The organism is Lampropedia hyalina DSM 16112 (assembly GCF_900129055.1).
GTDB lineage: Bacteria > Pseudomonadota > Gammaproteobacteria > Burkholderiales > Burkholderiaceae_C > Lampropedia > Lampropedia hyalina.
Genome location: NZ_FQUZ01000010.1, coordinates 63,046 through 82,722 on the forward strand (window position 1 = coordinate 63,046; position 19,677 = coordinate 82,722).

Below are 19,677 nucleotides of genomic sequence, written 5' to 3' on the forward strand. Positions count from 1 at the left end.
GCCCACCCTGCCATGCCCGTTTTGCTTCGCCCCCATTGGCCCCTGCGTCTTCCTGCCAGCCTGTGTCTGGTGTCACTCGCTGCCCTGCTGGCAGGCTGCGCCGCCACCGCCCCGCATCCTGCACCCCGGCTGGATTTGCCCACGGCCTTCGCGCACGAGCAGGGCTGGCTGGCCACCAGCGCGCTGGAGCAGGCCCCGCCCGACACACTACATGCACACTGGTGGCAGGTCTATGCCGACCCCGCGCTGGACGCATTGCTGCAACAGGTGACGCAAGACAATGCCACGCTGGAGCAGGCCAGTGCCCAATGGCGACAGGCCGAAGCCGCCGTGGCCGCTGCCCGTGCCAGCCGTTACCCGCAACTGGATGGCGATGCGTCGGCCAGCCGCTCCGGTGATTCCGACAGCCGCGCGCAAAGCCGCCTGGCCAGCACCCTGTCGATTGGCTGGCTGCCCGACCTCTGGGGCCGCACCGCGCTGCAAACCCAGGCCAGCGCGGCACAGGCGCAAGCCGCCGCCGCCAATCTGGCTGCCACCCAACTGGCCCTGCAACTCACGGCTGCCGAGCAGTACACCAGCCTGCGCCGTCTGGCCCTCGATGCACGGTTGCTGGAGCAGACACTGGCCGCCTACGCCCGCTCTCTGAGCCTGACGCAGAACCAGTACGATGCCGGTCTGGTGGCCCGTGCCGATGTGATTCAGGCGCAAATCCAGCACGAATCGGTCCGCAACCAGATGGCCACCAACCAGCAGCAACAGGCCCTGGCACGCAACGCACTGGCCCTGCTGGCAGGCACAACTGCAGCGCAATGGGGCTGGAAGCTGCCCGACGATGCACCGCTGCCCGAACCGCCCGCCATCCCCCGGCAACTGGTGGCCAGCCTGCTGCTGCAACGCCCGGACATTGCCGCCGCCAGCCAGAGCGTGGCCGCTGCCAATGCACGGCTGGGCGTGGCGCAAACCGCCTGGCTGCCCGATATTCGCCTCAACGCCAGCGCGGGCCTGCAAGGCAGTGGCTGGAGCCAGTTCATCGAATCGCCACTGCGCGTCTGGTCGCTGGGGCCGACACTGGCAGCCAGCCTGTTCGACGGTGGCAGTCGCCGCGCCGCCACCGCCCAGGCCCAGGCCGACTACGATGCCCAGGCCGCCGCGTGGCGCGCCGCCGTGCTGCAAGCCGTGCAGGAAGTGGAAGACGCACTGGCCTCCGCCCAGTGGCTGCACACCCGGCAGGCCCACCAGCAGCAGTTGCTGCAACTCTCGCGCGACAACCTGCGCGTGGTGCAGAACCAGTACGAGGCTGGCATGGTGAGCTACCTGGATGTGGTGACGGCCCAGAACCTCGCACTGACCAGCCAGCGCAGCGCGCTGGAATTGCAAGCCCAGCGTCTGCAAGCCAGCATGCAGTTGGTGGCGGCACTGGGTGGCGGCTGGCAGGGCCGTGCCGCCACCAGCACCGTGGCCCTCACCCCAGGCTCCTGATTCCCTCCCCCGCTTTTTTCCGCTCCTACCCGATACCATGCAGAACGCCGACCCCCGCCCCTCTTCTTCCTCCCCTCGCGGCACGTCCAGACGGTTGTGGACCTGGCTGCTCATCGTGCTGCTCTCGCTGGCCCTGCTGTGGTTCTTTCTGCTGCGCAACACCAAGCCGCCCACTCCGGCAGGCCCCAACCCCTGGTCGCTGCCGGTGGCGGTGCGGGTCGCGCCGGTGGAACAGGGAGCCTTCACCGTGCAGCTTCAGTCCATCGGCACGGTCACCCCCTTCAATGCCGTCACCGTGCGCAGCCGGGTGGCCGGAACCCTGCTGAAAGTGCATGTGCGCGAAGGGCAAACCGTACAGCAGGGCCAGTTGCTGGCCGAGATCGACCCCGAACCTTACCGCGTCGCGCTGGCGCAGGCCCAGGGCCAGCAGCAGCAGAACCGCGCCCAGCTCGCCAATGCCCGCAAGGAACTGGCCCGCTACCAGCGGCTGTTCCAGCAGGATTCCATTGCCCGTCTGGAGCTGGAACGCCAGCAGGCCCAGGTGCAGCAGCTCGAAGGTACGATCCAGGCCGACCAGGCCCAGGTGGACAACGCCCGGCTGCAACTCTCCTACACCCGCATCACTGCCCCGCTGGCGGGCCGCGTGGGCCTGCGGCGCGTGGATGCCGGCAACCTGATTGCCGCCAACGAGGCCGACGGCCTGTTCAGCATCGTGCAGACCCAGCCCGTCTCGGTGCTGTTCACCGCGCCGGAACCCCAGGTGGCCGCCGTGCGCCAGGCCCATGCCGCCGACGCTGCCGCCGTGGTGCAGGTATGGGACCGCGACAACCGCCAGTTGCTGGCCGAAGGTCGGCTGGACACGCTGGACAACCAGATCGACATAGCCACCGGCACCCTGCGCCTGAAGGCCCGCTTCGAGAACCAGGACGACACCCTGTTCCCCAACCAGTTCGTCAATGCCCGGCTGGCCCTGCACACGCTGGGCGATGCCCTGACCATTCCTGCCGATGCCGTGCAGTTCGGCTCGGACGGCACCTACGTTTACACCATCGCCGACGACAAGGCGCACAAGCGCGTGCTCACGCTCGGCCCCAGCAACAATGGCCGCACCGTGGTCATCGACGGGCTGGGAGCCGGAGAACAGGTGGTACTGGAGGGTATCGACCGCCTGCGTGAGGGCCGCGCCGTCACCATCGTCGGTGGCAATGCCACCCCGGCCCCGGCCGATGCGCCCACCGCTGCGAACCGCCAGCCATGAACCTCTCGCGCCCTTTCATCCTTCGCCCCGTCGCCACCGCGCTGCTGATGCTGGCAGTGTTGATTGCCGGGCTGCTGTCGTGGCGGCAGTTGCCGGTTTCCGCGCTGCCGCAGGTGGATTACCCGGTCATTCAGGTCTATACCTTCTACCCCGGAGCCAGCCCCGATGTCATGGCCCGCACCGTCACCGCGCCGCTGGAACGCAACCTGGGCCAGATTCCGGGCCTGCAACAAATGTCGTCCACCAGTTCCGGCGGGGCCTCGGTGCTGACCCTGCGCTTCGCACTGGAAGTCGATATGGGCGTGGCCGAACAGGAAGTGCAGGCGGCCATGAACACCGCCGCCAGCCTGCTGCCCAATGACCTGCCCGCCCCGCCCATCTACCGCAAGGTCAATCCGGCCGACACCCCCATCCTGACCCTGGCCATCAGTGCCCAATCCCTGCCACTGCCGCAACTGGCCGACATGGTGGAAACGCGCATGGCCCAGAAAATCTCCCGCATTGCGGGCGTGGGCATGGTCAGCGTGGCCGGGGGCCAGCGGCCTGCCGTGCGCGTGCAGGCCAATATGGGCGCGCTGGCCACCCACGGCCTCACGCTGGAAGACCTGCGCACCGCCATTGCCGCCGCCAACGTGAACCAGCCCAAGGGCAGTTTCGACGGCCCCACCCGCTCCACCATGCTGGATGCCAACGACCAGATCCGCGACCTGCCCGAATACCGCAACCTCATCGTGGCCTGGCGCGACGGCGCACCACTGCGGCTGGGCGACGTGGCCCGCGTGGACGATGGCGCGGAAGACCTGTTTCTCGCCGCCTGGGCCGGACTGGGTTGCCAGCAGGCCACCTCCGATGGCCCCTGCGCCGCCCAGCCCGCCATCCTGCTGAACATCCAGCGGCAACCGGGAGCCAACGTCATCGAAGTGGCCGACCGCGTCCATGCCATGCTGCCGGAACTGGCCGCCACCCTGCCCGCCAGCGTACAGGTGCAGGTGCTCACCGACCGCACCGAAAGCATCCGCGCCTCCATCCGGGGCGTGCAGAAAGAGATGCTGTTCGCCATCGCACTGGTGGTCATCGTCACCTTCGTGTTTCTGCGCACCCTGCCCGCCACCATCATCCCCAGCATTGCCGTGCCGCTCTCGCTGGTGGGCACCTTTGCCGTCATGGCCTGGCTGGGCTACTCGCTCAACAACCTCAGCTTGATGGCCCTGACGATTGCCACCGGCTTCGTGGTGGACGATGCCATCGTCATGCTGGAAAACATCGCCCGCCACCGCGAAATGGGCGAGCCACCGCTGCAAGCCGCCCTCAAGGGTGCGCAGGAAATCGGCTTCACGCTGGTCTCGCTCACCGTCTCGCTGGTGGCCGTGCTGATTCCGCTGCTGTTCATGGGCGACGTGGTGGGTCGGCTGTTCCACGAATTCGCCGTCACGCTGGCTGTTGCCACCACCCTCTCGCTGCTGGTCTCGCTCACCCTCACGCCGATGATGGCCACCTACATGCTCAAGCATGGCCAGACCAGCCCCGGCACAGGCCAGCACGACAGCCACCGGCAGGGCGACTGGCTCGACGGCACGCTGGATCGCTATGCCCGTGGCCTCGACTGGGTGCTGCGCCACCGCGTGCCCACCCTCTGCGTCATGCTCGCCACGCTGGTCGCCACCGCCCTGCTGTACCTGGTCGTGCCCAAGGGCTTCTTCCCGGTGCAGGACAGCGGGGTGCTGCAAGTCGTCACCGAAGCCCCGCAAAGCATTTCGTTTCAGGCGATGGGGCAACGCCAGCAGCAACTCGCCAGTGCCCTGCTGGACGATCCCGATGTCGCCAGCATCTCATCGTACATTGGCGTGGACGGCAACAACAGCACACTCAGCAGCGGGCGCATGCTGGTCAATCTGGTGCCGCACGGACAGCGCAGCAGCAGTGCCGCTGCCACCCAGCAACGCCTGCGCGACAAGGCCGCCAGCATGCAAGGCCTGACCGCCTGGTTCCAGCCCGTACAGGAACTGGGACTGGAAGACCGCATCAGCCGCACCCAGTACCAGTTCACCATCAGCACCCCGGAACGCGGCGAACTGCAACACTGGAACGATCGCCTGCTCGAACACCTGCGCCAGCAGCCCGCACTGCGCGACGTGGCCAGCAACCTCCAGAACAGCGGCCTGCAAGCCTGGCTGGAAATCGACCGCGATGCCGCCGCCCGGCTGGGCGTGAACGCGGGCGACATTGCCACCGCGCTGCAAAACGCCTTCGGTCAGCGGCAGATCAGCACCCTGTTCACCCACACCAGCCAGTACCGCGTCGTGCTGGAAGCCGACCTGCCCGCCGACGACGGCCTGGCCGCGCTCGCGCGCGTCCACGTCACCGCCGCGCTGGGCAGCGACGGCAGGCCTTCGTCCGTACCGCTGTCCGCCCTGGTCACCGTCAGCCAGCGGCAGGCTCCACTGGCCATCGAACACCTGGGGCAGTTCCCGGCCGCCACGCTGTCGTTCAACCTCGCGCCGGGATACTCGCTGGGCGAGGCCACCGCCGCCATTCAGGCCGCACCGGCTGCCATTGCCATGCCCGCTTCCGTGGAACTGCGCCTGCAAGGCGCGACCCAGGCGTTTCAGGCCTCGCTGGCCAATACCCTGTGGCTGATTCTGGCTGCCGTGCTCGTCATGTACCTGGTACTGGGCATGCTGTACGAAAGTGCCATCCACCCCGTCACCATCCTCTCCACCCTGCCCTCGGCCACCGTGGGAGCATTGCTGGCCCTGCTGCTCACCGGCAGGCCGCTGGACATGATTGCCATCATCGGCATCGTGCTGCTGATCGGGCTGGTGAAGAAGAACGGCATCATGATGGTCGATTTCGCCCTGGACGGCCAACGCCGCCTCGGGCTGGACCCGGTGGCAGCCATCCGCCGCGCCGCGCTGCTGCGCTTTCGCCCCATTCTCATGACCATCCTGGCCGCCCTGTTCGGAGCCATCCCGCTGATGCTGGCCACCGGCTCCGGGGCAGAACTGCGCCAGCCACTGGGCATCGTCATGGTCGGCGGCCTCATCATGAGCCAGTTGCTCACGCTGTTCACCACACCCGTGGTGTACCTCTATTTCGACCGGCTGGCAGAGCGTGGCAGACACACTGCGGCGGCGGGGTGAACCTGCCCACGCATCGAGGCGCGTGGGCGAACCGACTGCTGCGCCTCAACCCCTCAGCGCGGATTCAGCGTGGAAGGCTCCAGGTACGCCTGGAGCGAGTCGTCCAGTGCCTCCATCCACGGTGTGTGGTGTGGCACGGCCATGGTTCCGCTCAGCACCGATGGATAGACGCGGTCACGGTAGTTCATGATGTCGGCCTTCTTGTCCTTTTTCCATTGCAGGAAAATCCGGTTGATGGCATCGGTGTCCAGATCGGGGTAGTCGGTCCTGGCAATCAGCCGCCGGATGTAGTCGCCCTGGAAGGTGAAAGCCTGGGCATCGTTGCCGATTTCCAGCTCTTTCTCGCGCCATGCGGCATTTTCCTGCTTCATGACGGCGCGCTCGGGCAGCTTGATTCTGCCCAGCATCACATCCCGTGCGTACCATGCCTGGGCATCGAACATGTTGAAGCTGTACCAGAGGTCCTGCATGCCCAGGTACATCAGGCGCGGATTGGAGGTGAACACCACGCCCTCGTACAGGCCCAGCGGCCACAGCCGGTTGTCGGTGCGCAGGCGCAGGCTGTCGTCGAGGAACGGGAAGTGGTGCTTGTAGCCGGTGCACAGGATGATCGCATCGACCTGGGAGCGGCTGCCATCGGCAAAGAATGCCGTATGCCCCTGCACCGACTCCAGCAGGGGTTTTTCCTGCCAGCCCCTGGGCCACTGGTAGCCCATCGGGCGGGTGCGGTAACTGGTCGTGATGGACTTGGCCCCGTACTTGTAGCACTGTGAGCCAATGTCTTCGGCAGAATAACTGGAGCCGACCAGCAGCACATTCTTGCCCTTGAATTCCGAGGCATCACGGAAATCGTGCGCGTGCAGGATGCGCCCCGGAAAAGTCTCGAAACCCGGAAACTCGGGGGCATTCGGCGTGGAGAAATGGCCAGAGGCCACCACGACAAAATCGAAATGCTCGCTGTAGCAGCGTTCGTTCAGATAATCATTGACCATGACGGCAAACCGCTGGGTCTGCTGATTGAACGTGACGGATTTGACAGCGGTATCGAAGCGAATGGCATCGCGCACCCGCGCCTTCCTGACGCGCCCCTCGATATAGTCGAACAGCACTTCCCGGGGCGGATACGATGAAATGGGGCGGCCAAAATGCTCGTCAAACGTGTAATCGGCAAACTCCAGGCATTCCTTGGGGCCATTCGACCAGAGATAACGGTACATGCTGCCATGCACCGGCTCACCATTTTCATCCACGCCAGTGCGCCATGTGTAATTCCACATGCCACCCCAATCGGACTGTTTTTCAAAACAGACGATTTCGGGAAATGATTCCGGGGGAATGGACGAACGAATGGCCGCAAAGGCGCGAAGCTGCGCCAGCCCACTGGGGCCGGCTCCAATGATGGCAATACGGATTTTTTGGGACATGAAACTCTCCTGTTGAAATTCAGCAAACGTGAGCAAGCGATCCCTGCTGCCGTGAGGGCATGGGATGCAAGACGGGGGGTTTGGGAATGTCAGGAGAGCGAGGGAGGCACGTGCCGGTAGCGTGCAGCAGCCACCCAGAGATTGCTGACCCGGTGGATCAGGCGGCCGAGAGAGGCAGGACGTGTGGCATGCAATGCCACGCCCGCAAAGAGGGAGAATGAAAGAGAAACGGGACTGTGAAAACGGGGACTTGGTACGGGCATGCGATAGAGGCTCCTTTCCATGAATGGGGGTTTTTGCGTTTTGAATGCGTAAACCGAAAGTTGCACGATTATAGGGATTTTTGCCAGCAATTACCCCCAACACCCAATATGCCCCATGGCGGGATTGCCATCGCCACCATTTCTGCCTGCCCAATCCGGTCGAAATACCCGATGCCATGCCATGACGACGCGCCTTCTGCGTGGCTTTGCGGTATGGCATAAACCCCCTCTACAATAAGCAGGCTTCAATTCCTTGACAGAATTGCGATCCGGCGTTATCCGGCAGGCTTGCAGGCAGGCACACGAACAAGAATGATGGAATCCAATACCGACCCACAGTCACCTTCTCCACTCGCTCACCGCGCACTGGACAATCTACGCAAGCGACTCCTGGACCTGACCTCACGCAACCGCCTGATCCACTTTCAGCACCGCAACAACAGCAGCCTGCGCATCGTCGATGAACTGCCCAATCAACTGGTGGAACAACTGCTGTCGGAGCAGGAAATGCGCTTTCAGGCCATTCCCGAGCCTTCCGAAGAAGAGCTGATTGCCGCCGGTTTCTGCCAGCGCGACGATGCCACACAACCACCGCGTCCGCTGCGCCCGCCGCCATCCGCACAGGAATGGGCGCGCTACCTCAATCTGGCGTGCAGCTACGAGATGCCCAGCCTCGCAGACCCATACTCGCGCCGCCATGCCGACCACAGCATGCGCGCCCTGCTCTTTGCGTATGAGCTGGAAGCACGGCTCAAAAGCCTGCAACAACTGGCCGAATCGGCCGTGCAGGAAATGGGCGCGAACATCCTGTATCTGGCACTGGGCTTTCTGGAATGGTTCGAGTCGGCGCATTCCGACGTGCCGCGCCATGCTCCGCTGTTCCTGGTGCCGGTGCGCCTGCGCCGTGGAAGGCTGAACCCGGCCACGCGCATGTACGAGTACACGCTGGCCTATTCCGGCGAGGACATCATTGCCAACCTCTCGCTGCGCGAGAAACTGCGCACCGACTTTGCCATGGCCCTGCCGGAGCTGGATGCCGCCACCGCCCCCGAAGACTACTTTGCCAGCGTCACCGCCCTGATTGGCGAACGCCAGCCACGCTGGCAGGTGCGCCGCCATGTCTCGCTGGTGCTGCTGAACTTCAGCAAGCAACTGATGTACCTCGACCTCGACCCGCAACGCTGGCCGGCCAATGCCAGCCTGGTGGAGCACCCGGTGGTCTCGCAGTTTCTGGCGGGCGGCAATGCCGATGGTGCCGACGACGAGGCTGCCGCGTCCGACGGCACGGGCAGTGGCTTCCAGAGCGAATACGGCATCGACAACGTGGCCGATGTCCACCACCGCTATCCGCTGATCGACGATGCCGACAGCTCCCAGCACAGTGCCCTGATGGATGCCGTGGACGGCAAGAACCTCGTCATCGAAGGGCCGCCGGGCACGGGCAAATCGCAGACCATCACCAACCTGATTGCTGCTGCCATGGCGCAAGGCAAGAAAGTGCTGTTCGTGGCCGAGAAACTCGCCGCGCTGGAAGTGGTGCGCCGCCGCCTCGACCGCGCCGGGCTGGGGGATTTCTGCCTGGAGCTGCACAGCCACACCTCGCAGAAACGCCAGGTGCTCGATGCCGTGCAGCAACGCCTGCAACAGCACGGCCAGTACCGCAGCCCGGCGACCATTGAGGTAGAAATCGCCCGTTACGAGGAACACAAGAACGCACTCCAACGCCATGCCCAGCGGCTCAACAGCCCGTGGAAGCACACCGGCCTGAGTGCGCACGACATCTTCATGGCGGCCACCCGCCACCGTCAGGAATGCCCCGTCCCCCCCGAGACCCTGCACCCCGAAGGCTACGACGGCCACCGCTACGACCCCGCCACGCTGCGCCGCCACCGCGATCAGGCCGGGAACTATGGCAAGGTTTACCAGACCGTGGCCCAGCAACTGGGCGAAGCCATGCAGTTGCAGGAACACCCGTGGTACGGCGTGCGCAACGGCGACCTGCAAATCTTCGACAGCCAGCGTGTGCGCCAGAGCCTGGAGCAATGGCAGCACAGCCTGCAAACCCTGTACGCCGAATGCAGCGCGCTGCACCAGCGGTTGCAGCCCCCCGGCGGCCAGCCGGATGCCGCATCCGCAGAGCCTCTGGCCAACACGCTGGAGGCCACCCACGGCCTGCACACCGCGCTGCACCAGCTCCCCGCGCTGGCGGGCGACGAACTGCTGGATCGGTTGCCGCTGCTGCACGGCGAAGAGCTGCTGCGGCTGCAACGATCACTCACGTTGCTGGAAGACATCCAGTCCCGCTTTGCCGCACTTGCTCCGGTGGTGGGTGCGGCCATCCTGCAAGACCTCTCTGCCGTCTCGCCCATGCTCGAAGGCCGCGCCGCGCTGCAAGGCATGGTCGGCGAAGACGTGGAACTGGGTCGGCTGGGCAGTGCCGTACACCGGCTGGGCCAACTCGAAGAACGCCTCGCGCCCTTGCAGGAGCCGTTACAGGGCCTGCAAGACAGCCTGGGCGCGGCAGCCAGCCCACACCTGGGCCTGCATCAGGCCGGATTGCAGGAATTCCAGACTGCCATCGAACTGATCGCCAGCCTGCCCGCAGCCCACTGGAAGCACCGCGACCCCTGCTTCGACAACGACGAACTCGACAGCCTGCTGCCGCGTCTGGAGGGCGAACTGCGGCAGGCGTGGCAACTGCGCGAGACCCTGCAAACCCGCTTCGCGCTGGAACTCGTGCCCGATGCCACCGCCGTCCGCCAGCTTGCCAGCACCCTGGCCGCCGGTGGCCTGCTGCGCTGGCTGCAAAGCGGCTGGCGGGCCGCCCGCCAGCAACTGCGCAGTTACGCGGCCACACCGCAAATCACGCTGGCCGAGCTGCAAGCGCACCTGGCCGAGCTGGCCGACTTCAGCGAACAACGGCAGCGATTGCGCCAGCACAACCCCTACGCCCAGGCACTGGGCACGCACTGGCAGGGGCTGGAGACCGACATCGACACGCTGCAATCGCTGCGCCACTGGTATCGGCGCGTGCGCCAGCACTACGGGCTGGGGTTTGGCAAGAAAGTGGCACTGGGCGAGGCCATCGTGCAACTGCCTGCCAGCATGGCGCAAGCCGTGCGTTCCCTGGCCGACCGCCAGATACCCGCCCAACTCGATGGCCTGATGGACGAATTGCACCAGTTGCAAGCCATCTTCGCTCCCAGCCCACGCCTGCACGACCCGCACAGCCCGCTCATCGGCCCCGAAGGGCTGCTGGCCGCGCTGCGCCACGACATCCGCCAGGCCATTGAGCAATGCGGCCCTCTGGCCACTGATACCAGCCTTCCGCTGGCCGAACTGGCGCGGCGCATCGAACGGCTGGGGCTGCTGCAACAGCGCGTGGAGCTGTGGCACAAAGCGGTCCAGGCACGCCCGCTGCTGGCACAACGCCTGAACCTGCGCATCGGCCTGGGAGCCGACAACCAGGCAGGCATCACCGCCCTGCGCCACACCCTTGCATTGGCGCAAGCCCTGCACCATCCGGCGCAGGCCACCACCGCGCCACAGCAAGCCGTGCTGGCGCACCTCTGCGCCCAGCCACAGGCCCAGACCTTTGCCGCCCTCGCCGCCCATGCCCAACAGCTGGGAGCGGCTCTGGCCACCGAGCAGCAGCAGGCCGAAGCATTCGCCCAGGCCGTGCAACTCGATGCCCGCGCCTGGCGTGTGCAATGCGGCGACCAGCTACCCGCGCTGCTGGCACGCAACCAGCGCGCCCTCGACCACGGCAAAGCCTTGCAGGACTGGCTGGCCTATGTGCGCGAACGCGACCAGCTCGACCGGCTGGGACTGGGCCGACTGGCCGACAGCGTGGAGCAGCACCAGTTGGACGTGGCACACATCGTCCCCGCCTGCCAGGCGGGCATTTTCGACTTGCTGGCACGCGAAATCCTGCGCGAAGACCCGGAACTGGGCCGCTTCTCCGGCCACTCGCAAGAAGCCTTGCAGCAACGCTTCCGCGAATACGACAACCGGCTCAAGCAGTTGCAGTGCGAGCAGATCGCCTGGCAGATCGACCAGAACCCCGTGCCGGCGGGCAACCAGTCTGCCCGCGTGGCCGAACGCAGCGAACGCGCCCTGCTGGAGCTGGAATGCGCCAAGAAAACCCGCCACATTCCGATTCGCCAGCTCATCGACCGTGCGGGCAACGCCCTCACCGCCCTCAAACCCTGCTTCATGATGGGGCCGATGGCCGTGGCGCAGTACCTCACGCCCGGCAAGATCGACTTCGATCTGGTCGTCATGGATGAAGCCTCGCAGATCAAGCCACAGGATGCGCTGGGAGCCATTGCCAGAGGCCGCCAACTGGTGGTGGTGGGCGACCCCAAGCAACTGCCGCCCACCAGCTTCTTCGACCGCCTCAGCGACGACGAACCCGAAGACGAGGAAAACGGCATCACCGCGCTGGAAGAATCGGAAAGCATCCTCGATGCCACGCTGCCCATCTTCCCGGCCCGCCGCCTGCGCTGGCACTACCGCTCCCAGCACGAAAGCCTGATTGCCTTCTCCAACCAGGCGTTCTACAACGACAACCTCATCCTGTTCCCGTCGCCGCACCAGCGCGATGCCAACTACGGCATCCACTTCACCCGCGTGCCCGACGGCTGCTTCCAGAGCCGCCGCAACCTGGCGGAAGCGCGCACCATTGCCCATGCCGTGCAGCAGCACCTGATGCAGCGTCCCCATGAAAGCCTGGGCGTGGTCGCCATGAACACCCAGCAACGCCAGCACATCGAACACGCCATCGACATGCTGGCCCGGGACGACGCGCTGTTGCGCGACCGGCTGGAGCACGACGCCAACCAGCACGAGGGCCTGTTCATCAAGAACCTGGAAAACGTGCAGGGCGATGAACGCGACGTCATCTTCATCTCCATGACCTACGGCCCGCAGGAACCCGGTGGCCGCGTGCCGCAACGCTTTGGCCCCATTAATGCCGACGTGGGCTGGCGGCGGCTCAACGTGCTGTTCACCCGCTCGCGCAAACGCATGCAGATTTTCAGCTCGATGGGGTCACACGACATTGTCATCGGCCCGCAAAGCAAGCTGGGCGTGCAGGCACTGCGGGACTTCCTGGCCTTCTGCGAAACCGGCATCCTGCACCAGACCCGCCACGCCAGTGGCCGCGCCCCGGACAGCGATTTCGAGATTGCCGTCATGCGTGCCCTGCGCGAAGAAGGCTTTGAATGCGTGCCGCAAGTGGGCGTGACCGGCTTCTTCATCGATCTGGCCGTCATCGACCCCGACAATCCCGGCCACTACCTCATGGGCATCGAATGCGACGGCGCGACCTACCACTCCGCCAAGTCCGTGCGCGACCGCGACCGCCTGCGCCAGACCATCCTGGAGCGGCTGGGCTGGCGCATCCGCCGCATATGGTCCACCGACTGGTTCAAGAACCCGCAAGGCACCCTCGCGCCCATCATCCGGGAACTGCACAGCCTGCGCACGGCCCTGCCGTCCCGATAATTCAGGTTCATTCAAATGAACGGCACAAAAAAACCTCCGCAATGGAGGTTTTTTTCTCAGCCAGAGGCAACAGGTGCAATTACACCGATGCGGCTTCGGCCTTCTTCAGGATCACATACAGCTCATCCTTGAGAGCCAGTTTTTCCTTTTTCTTGGCCTCGATCTCCAGTTGGCTGCCTGGCAGAATGCCGCTTTCCATGTTCTGGATTTCATGGTCGAGTTGGTTGTGTTTCTCGAAAATGCGCTGGAAGCGGGCATCTTCGGTCTTGAGGCGGGAAATCAGATCACGGTATTCTGGAAACATGCTTGCTCCTTGATGTAAAAAACTGCGTCAGATGCAACCTTGGCATCCATGTCTGCATTATCCACCGGAATGACGACTTCCATCTTTGTCCCAGCGCAAAGCCAGCCCATAGAATCCCACGCGCCATGCCATCCGACTGTTCCCCTGCACACCACCAGCCTTTCCCATCCATACCGGTCATACCGGAGCTTTCGCCCACAGCGGCGCATCTGCTGATGCAACTGGAAGTACTGGCCGAACAGGCACCCAATGGCATCTATGCCTGCGTGTACGCCCGGCGCGAACATGGCATCCGCTCTGCCCGCCTGAACCAACGGGTGCTGGCCGTGGTGCTGCACGGCTGCAAGCACCTGCGTGGCAACGGCTTCGACATGCACCGCCAGCGCGGGCAGGTATTCGTCATCACACGCGCCACCCAGTGCGATGCCTTCAACTGGCCCGCACCGGAATCGGGCCTGTACCTGACGCTGATGCTGCCGCTGTGCGACGAAGTGCTGGCCGCTGCACGCCTGCTGCGCATGCAGCCCGCCACCCCGCAGGGAGCTGCCATCGTGGGCGTGAGCCTGGACGACCTGCATCAGGAACTGAATGCCTGGGTCGATGGCATGCACCGGGGGGATGCCACGAGTGCCCGCCTGGCACTGACCGCGCTGGTGCTGCGCCTGTGCACACTGGGGCACACCCAGGTGCTGGCTCCCGCGCCACCCACTCTGGCCGATGCCATTCGAGAGCAGGTCAGCACCCAGCCCGAACGGAACTGGCGTTCCGCCGACTTCGAGGCCGCGCTGGCCTTGAGCGGGGCCACACTGCGCCGTCGCCTGTCTGCCGAAAACACCACGCTGAGCGACACCATCACCGAAGCGCGGCTGACCCACGCCATGCAGTTGCTCTACACCACACGCTGGCCGATCAAGACCGTTGCCGCGCGATCGGGCTACCGCTCTGTGAGCAGCTTCAGCCAGCGATTCAGGCAACGCTACGGGCTGGAGCCTGCCGCCATTGGCAATGCGGGCATGGCCAGCGACGCGACCGATTGAACGGCCCGCGCCACAAAATGAGCGTTGGCGCACCGCCTGCGCTGGCATCATGGCATCTTCTGCGGCACCTCGCCGTCCACTCCACCCCCTCCAGGAGATTCCATGAAAAACCTTGTTCCCTTGCAACGCCTCGCACTGGCAGCACTGACGGCCACCGCCTGCCTGCATCCCCTCGCTGCACAAGCGCAAAACCATGCCCAGGTACCCGGCTACTACCACCAGTCGGTTGGCGAGGTGCGTGTCACGGCTTTGTTTGATGGCATCGTGCCACTGGGGCGCGAGTTGCTCGTGGGGGCGGAGCCAGCGCAAGTGGATGCGCTGCTGAAAAGCCGCTTCGTGCCCGAAACCGCGCAAGGCGTGCAGACGGCCGTGAACGCCTATCTGGTCGAGCACGCCGGTCAGACGATTCTGGTGGATGCCGGTGCAGCCCAGTGCTTCGGCCCCGGTCTGGGCCAGATTGCCAGCAACCTGCAACGCGCCGGTTATGCGCCCGAGCGCGTCGATGCCGTGTTGCTCACCCATGCCCATCCGGATCACCTCTGCGGCCTGACCGATGCCGATGGCAAGGCGGTGTTCAGCAAGGCCACGGTCTGGCTGTCACAGCAGGATGCGGATGTATGGCTCAGCGAGAAGGCCGAGGCGCAAGCCCCAGAGGCCATGCGCAGTACCTTCCAGGTGGCGCGCCGGACTCTCGCGCCGTATCAGGCCCAGCAGCGGCTGCGGCTCTTCGGTGCCGACACCCCGCTGCCCGCAGGCTTTGCCGCCACAGCCACGCCCGGCCATACTCCCGGCCACACGTCGTTCCGGCTGGATGCGGGCGCAGGGCAAACGCTGTTCATCTGGGGTGACGTGGTGCATTTCCACGCCGTGCAGTTTGCCCAGCCCAAGGTGGCCGTCGAGTTCGACTGGGACAAGCCACAGGCGATTGCATCCCGACAGAACGTGCTGCGCCATGCCGCCAGCCAGGGCTGGTGGGTGGCCGGTGCACACCTGCCATTCCCCGGCATCGGGCATGTGGCCCAGCGCGGCGAGGGCTATGAGTGGATTCCGACGGAATTCCTGCCAGCTCCATGATGACACGCCCTACGACCGCTGCCGGGCGCAGTGTTCCATGCCCTGCTCCAGGGCAGAGTAGATGGCCGGGTTCAGACTTTGCGCCACATTGAAACGCAGAAAATGCTGCGCCGTCTGTGACAGGCTGAAGCTGTTGCCGGGAGCCAGCACCATCTGGTGCTGTTGCAGCGCGTATTGCGACAGCCGCCCGGCATCGAGCGCGCCCGGCAGTTCGCACCACAGGAACATGCCGCTGCGTGGCCGGTGCCATGGGCGAATGCCCAGGGCTTGCAGCCGCTCCATCGTCTGCCCCATTGCGTCGGCCAGGCGGCTGCGCAAACCGTTCATGTGCCGCTGGTAGGAGCCACTGCCCAGCAGCGTATGCAGCAGTTCCGCAGAGAAATGACCGGACTCGAAGGCCGTGGCCAGCTTCAGATCGACGAGTGGGCCAATCCACTCAGGGCGTGTGGCAATGTGCCCGACCCGAACCGAGGCCGACAGCGTCTTGGAAAAGCTTCCGACGTAGATGACGCGCTGCAAGCCATCCAGCGCGGCCAGGCGCGGGGCCGGGTGGTGCTCGAAATCGGCAAACACATCGTCCTCGATGATGGTGAGGTTGTGCTGCTGGGCCAGCACCAGCACCTGGTGCGCCACCTCCGGGCTGAGGCTGGCTCCGGTAGGGTTGTGCAGCGCGGCATTCGTGATGTACAGGCGCGGGCGATGCGCTGCCAGCACCGTGCGCATGGCCTGTACGTCCGGCCCTTGGGGGGTGTAGGGCACGCTGACGGTCTGGGCGCGGTGTGCGCGCAACATGGCCTGGAAGCTGAAGTAGCACGGGTCATCGACCAGCACCGTATCGCCCGGCTCCAGCAGAAAGCGGCACAGCAAATCCACGGCCTGCGTGCCCGACTCGGTCAGCATCAACTGCGCGGCGGGCACATGCAGGCCGCGCTCGCCCAGCCGGTGCGACAGCATCTGGCGCAGAGCCGGTGCACCCTGCGGTGTGCCATAGCCCGTCAGCGGAGCCAGCGGGCGGCGCGAGAGCGTGCGCAAGGCGCGGCGAATGTCCTGCTCGGGCATCCAGGTCTCGGGCAGCCAGCCACAGCCGGGCTTGAGGCTGGCGGCATCGGCCAGCAGGGACTGGCGCGTCACCCACACCGGGTCACTGCCGGGGTCGAGGCCGGGGGCCGTCTCGGCCACGCTGAAGGGCGTGAGCTGCGTGCCCACATAAAAGCCCGAGCCGGGGCGCGATTCGATCACCCCTTCGGCCACCAGCCGGGCATAGGCATCCACCACGGTGGAGCGCGACACCTCCAGCGTCTGCGCCAGCGTGCGAATGGACGGCAGCCGCTTGCCCGCGCACAGGTTGCGGCTTTCCACGCGCTCCTGCACATGGCGCATCACCATGGCCACGCGCGTGGGAGCCGGGCTGGCGGGGACGCAAAGGGAGTCGGCTGAGGCAGTCATCGGGCAGGGTCAGGGCAGATTCGGGACATTAAAAATACGACCGTACTGAAAAACTACCAGTACAGTTCGTGCAGATCGTACCGAAAGTGTACCTTTTGCATCGGGTCGCACCTGCCTACCATCGGGCTTTTTTCAAGGAACCTTGCATGACCGCACCCACCGAACCCACCACCCGCGACACCTTCCGCCTCAAGACCGGCCTGGCCGAAATGCTCAAGGGCGGTGTCATCATGGATGTCTGTACCGTCGAACAGGCCCGCATTGCCGAAGCCGCCGGAGCCTGTGCCGTCATGGCCCTGGAGCGTGTGCCCGCGCAGATTCGCGCCCAGGGTGGCGTGGCCCGCATGGCCAACCCGCGCCTGATTCAGGACATCATGGCCACGGTGAACATCCCGGTCATGGCCAAGGCCCGCATCGGCCACTTTGTCGAAGCCCAGGTGCTGGCGCATCTGGGTGTGGACTTCATCGACGAGAGCGAAGTGCTCACGCCCGCCGACGAAGTCCACCACATCGACAAGCACGCCTTCACCATTCCATTCGTCTGTGGCGCGCGCAACCTGGGCGAAGCCCTGCGCCGCATTGCCGAAGGCGCGGCCATGATTCGCACCAAGGGCGAGGCCGGCACCGGCGACGTGGTACATGCCGTCAAGCACATGCGCCAGATCATGGCCGACATCCGCGCACTGGCCAGCCTGCGCGACGATGAACTCTACGTCGCCGCCCGCGACCACCGCGTGCCGCTGGAGCTGGTGCGCCAGGTGGCTCGCGAAGGCCAGTTGCCCGTGCCCAATTTTTCGGCAGGCGGCATTGCCACCCCCGCCGATGCCGCGCTGATGCGCCAGTTGGGAGCACAGGCCATCTTCGTTGGCTCCGGCATCTTCATGAACAATGGCCAGGACTACGCCACGCCCACCGAAGCCGAGCAGCGCGCCCGCGCCATCGTGCAGGCCTGCACCCATTACGACAACCCGGCCATCGTCGCCGAATGCAGTGCCCAGTGCCTGGGAGCCATGCACGGGCTGGCCGTGGCCTCGCTGGCACCGGACGCACTGCTGCAATCGCGGGGAGACTGACCATGCCACGCCCCCACCTGATCGGTGTGCTGGCTGTGCAGGGCGCGTATGCCGCGCACCAGCGCGTGCTCGAAGGCATGGGCGCGGCCACCCGCACCGTGCGCCAGTCACACGAATTGCAGGGGCTGGACGCGCTGGTGCTGCCCGGCGGTGAATCCAGCACCCTGCTGCACTTTCTGCAACAGGACGGCTTCTGGCCTGCACTCGCCCACTTTGCCGCCCACCGTCCCTGCCTGGGAACCTGCGCCGGACTGATTCTGCTGGCGCAAACCGTCCAGCCCGCCCAGCCCAGCCTGGGGCTGCTGGACGTGACCGTGCAACGCAACGCCTATGGCCGCCAGCGCGAATCGCGCATCCGCCACGCGCCATCGGTGCTGCCCGGCGCACCGCTGGAGATGGTCTTCATCCGCGCCCCGCGCATCGTCCACTGCGGCCCAGCCGTGCAAGTGCTGGCCTACAGCGACAGCGACCCCGTGCTGGTACGCCAGGGCCACACCATCGGCTGCACGTTCCACCCCGAACTCAGCGGCGACACCCGCATCCACCAGTTGCTGCTGGATGCCTGCGAACCGAGGGGATGAACCGGGGCGGCAAAAGGAAATGTCTTGCTACCATAGGCCATGCAAGACATAGACCCTTCCGACCTCAAAACCATCCTGCATTCCAAACGCGCCAACATCTACTACCTGGAGCACTGCCGGGTGCTGGTGCATGGCGGGCGGGTGCAATACGTCACCGATGCAGGCAAACGCTCCCTGTACTGGAACATCCCGATTGCCAACACCACCAGCATCCTGCTGGGCACCGGAACTTCCCTCACCCAGGCCGCCATGCGCGAACTGGCCAAGGCCGGGGTGCTGGTGGGCTTCTGCGGCGGAGGCGGCACACCACTGTTCTCTGCCAATGAAGTGGATGTGGAAGTCGCCTGGCTGAGTCCGCAAAGCGAATACCGCCCCACCGAATACCTGCAAGCCTGGGTGCGGTTCTGGTTCGACGACGAACTGCGGCTGATCGCCGCCAAGGCCCTGCAAACCGCACGGGTGCAACGCCTGAGAAGCGAATGGCAGCAGCGCGGCCTGCGCGAAGCCGGCTTCAGCCCCGATGCCACGCAACTGAATCATCTGCTGGATCAAACCCTGCACCAGATTGCACTGGCCGAAGGCACCATTGCCCTGCTCACCGAAGAGGCACGGCTGACCAAGGCCCTGTTCCGGCTGGCGGTGCAAACCGTGGGCTATGGCGACTTCACCCGCGCCAAGCGTGGCAGCGGCACCGACCCGGCCAACCGCTTCCTAGACCACGGCAACTACCTCGCCTACGGACTGGGGGCAACCGCCACCTGGGTGCTGGGTCTGCCCCACGGGCTGGCCGTGCTGCACGGCAAGACGCGGCGTGGCGGACTGGTGTTCGACGTGGCCGATCTGGTCAAGGATGCCAGCATCCTGCCGCAGGCCTTTCTGTCGGCCATGCGCGGTGACGACGAGCAGCAATTCCGCCGCAACTGCATCGAAGTGCTCACGCGCAGTGCATCGCTGGATTTCATGATCGACACCGTCAAGGACATTGCCATCCAGACCGCGCGGCAAGCCCAGCTCCCCCAGGAGGGCACAGCATGAGACTTTCTAGCGTTACAATCCAGTTCGACAAAGCCCAGCTCCCCCAGGAGGGCAC

At 65.4% G+C, this 19,677-nt stretch carries 12 protein-coding genes; 9 read left to right on the plus strand and 3 right to left on the minus strand.

The window, feature by feature from the left end; genetic code table 11:
• The first annotated feature begins 12 nt into the window (after positions 1 to 12).
• From BUE21_RS05760 to BUE21_RS05770, 3 genes are read left to right on the plus strand one after another with little or no spacing between them, the layout of a single operon-like run.
• On the plus strand, positions 13 to 1,479 hold the full coding sequence (locus BUE21_RS05760; RefSeq protein WP_073355653.1) for an efflux transporter outer membrane subunit: 1,467 nt from the start codon (positions 13 to 15) through the stop codon (positions 1,477 to 1,479).
• Positions 1,480 to 1,516: 37 nt separating this feature from the next.
• Positions 1,517 to 2,737 carry an MdtA/MuxA family multidrug efflux RND transporter periplasmic adaptor subunit gene (locus BUE21_RS05765; protein WP_073355655.1) on the plus strand — a complete coding sequence of 407 codons (1,221 nt, stop codon included), beginning with the start codon at positions 1,517 to 1,519 and terminating at the stop codon, positions 2,735 to 2,737.
• A complete protein-coding gene (locus BUE21_RS05770; RefSeq protein WP_073355657.1) occupies positions 2,734 to 5,877 on the plus strand; it encodes an efflux RND transporter permease subunit in 3,144 nt (1,047 codons plus the stop codon). The genes BUE21_RS05765 and BUE21_RS05770 overlap by 4 nt, the downstream gene beginning before the upstream one ends.
• Positions 5,878 to 5,930: 53 nt before the next feature.
• Here the strand turns inward: BUE21_RS05770 and BUE21_RS05775 are convergent, their stop codons facing one another.
• Positions 5,931 to 7,301, minus strand: coding sequence for an NAD(P)-binding domain-containing protein (locus BUE21_RS05775; RefSeq protein ID WP_073355659.1), 1,371 nt, complete (start codon positions 7,299 to 7,301; stop codon positions 5,931 to 5,933).
• 578 nt (positions 7,302 to 7,879) lie between these two features.
• On the opposite strand from BUE21_RS05775, the gene hhe reads away from it, so the two are divergent.
• Positions 7,880 to 13,072: a DUF4011 domain-containing anti-phage protein Hhe gene (gene hhe / locus BUE21_RS05780; RefSeq protein ID WP_234971061.1), complete on the plus strand. Its 5,193-nt coding sequence runs from the start codon at positions 7,880 to 7,882 to the stop codon at positions 13,070 to 13,072.
• Positions 13,073 to 13,151: 79 nt separating this feature from the next.
• Here hhe and BUE21_RS05785 read toward each other — a convergent pair whose 3' ends face one another.
• A complete protein-coding gene (locus tag BUE21_RS05785) occupies positions 13,152 to 13,376 on the minus strand; it encodes an HP1242/YdcH family protein (protein WP_073355665.1) in 225 nt (74 codons plus the stop codon).
• A 125-nt stretch (positions 13,377 to 13,501) separates the two neighbouring features.
• Between BUE21_RS05785 and BUE21_RS05790 the strand changes: the two genes are divergently transcribed.
• Both BUE21_RS05790 and BUE21_RS05795 read left to right on the plus strand, forming a co-directional pair.
• Positions 13,502 to 14,413, plus strand: a complete 912-nt coding sequence (locus BUE21_RS05790; RefSeq protein ID WP_084522929.1) for a helix-turn-helix transcriptional regulator — start codon at positions 13,502 to 13,504, stop codon at positions 14,411 to 14,413.
• Positions 14,414 to 14,515: 102 nt separating this feature from the next.
• On the plus strand, positions 14,516 to 15,487 hold the full coding sequence (locus tag BUE21_RS05795) for an MBL fold metallo-hydrolase (RefSeq protein WP_073355672.1): 972 nt from the start codon (positions 14,516 to 14,518) through the stop codon (positions 15,485 to 15,487).
• Positions 15,488 to 15,496: 9 nt separating this feature from the next.
• Here the strand turns inward: BUE21_RS05795 and BUE21_RS05800 are convergent, their stop codons facing one another.
• The gene (locus tag BUE21_RS05800; RefSeq protein ID WP_073355674.1) at positions 15,497 to 16,933 is read right to left on the minus strand and encodes an aminotransferase-like domain-containing protein; all 1,437 of its coding nucleotides are present in this window, start codon (positions 16,931 to 16,933) and stop codon (positions 15,497 to 15,499) included.
• Between the two features lie 146 nt (positions 16,934 to 17,079).
• On the opposite strand from BUE21_RS05800, the gene pdxS reads away from it, so the two are divergent.
• From pdxS to cas1f, 3 genes are read left to right on the plus strand one after another with little or no spacing between them, the layout of a single operon-like run.
• Positions 17,080 to 18,006, plus strand: a complete 927-nt coding sequence (gene pdxS / locus BUE21_RS05805) for a pyridoxal 5'-phosphate synthase lyase subunit PdxS (RefSeq protein WP_073355677.1) — start codon at positions 17,080 to 17,082, stop codon at positions 18,004 to 18,006.
• A gap of 2 nt (positions 18,007 to 18,008) precedes the next feature.
• Positions 18,009 to 18,587, plus strand: coding sequence for a pyridoxal 5'-phosphate synthase glutaminase subunit PdxT (pdxT, locus tag BUE21_RS05810; protein WP_073355680.1), 579 nt, complete (start codon positions 18,009 to 18,011; stop codon positions 18,585 to 18,587).
• A 39-nt stretch (positions 18,588 to 18,626) separates the two neighbouring features.
• Positions 18,627 to 19,622 (plus strand): type I-F CRISPR-associated endonuclease Cas1f, encoded by a 996-nt coding sequence (cas1f, locus tag BUE21_RS05815; protein WP_073355683.1) that lies wholly within the window; start codon positions 18,627 to 18,629, stop codon positions 19,620 to 19,622.
• The last annotated feature ends 55 nt before the right edge of the window (positions 19,623 to 19,677 follow it).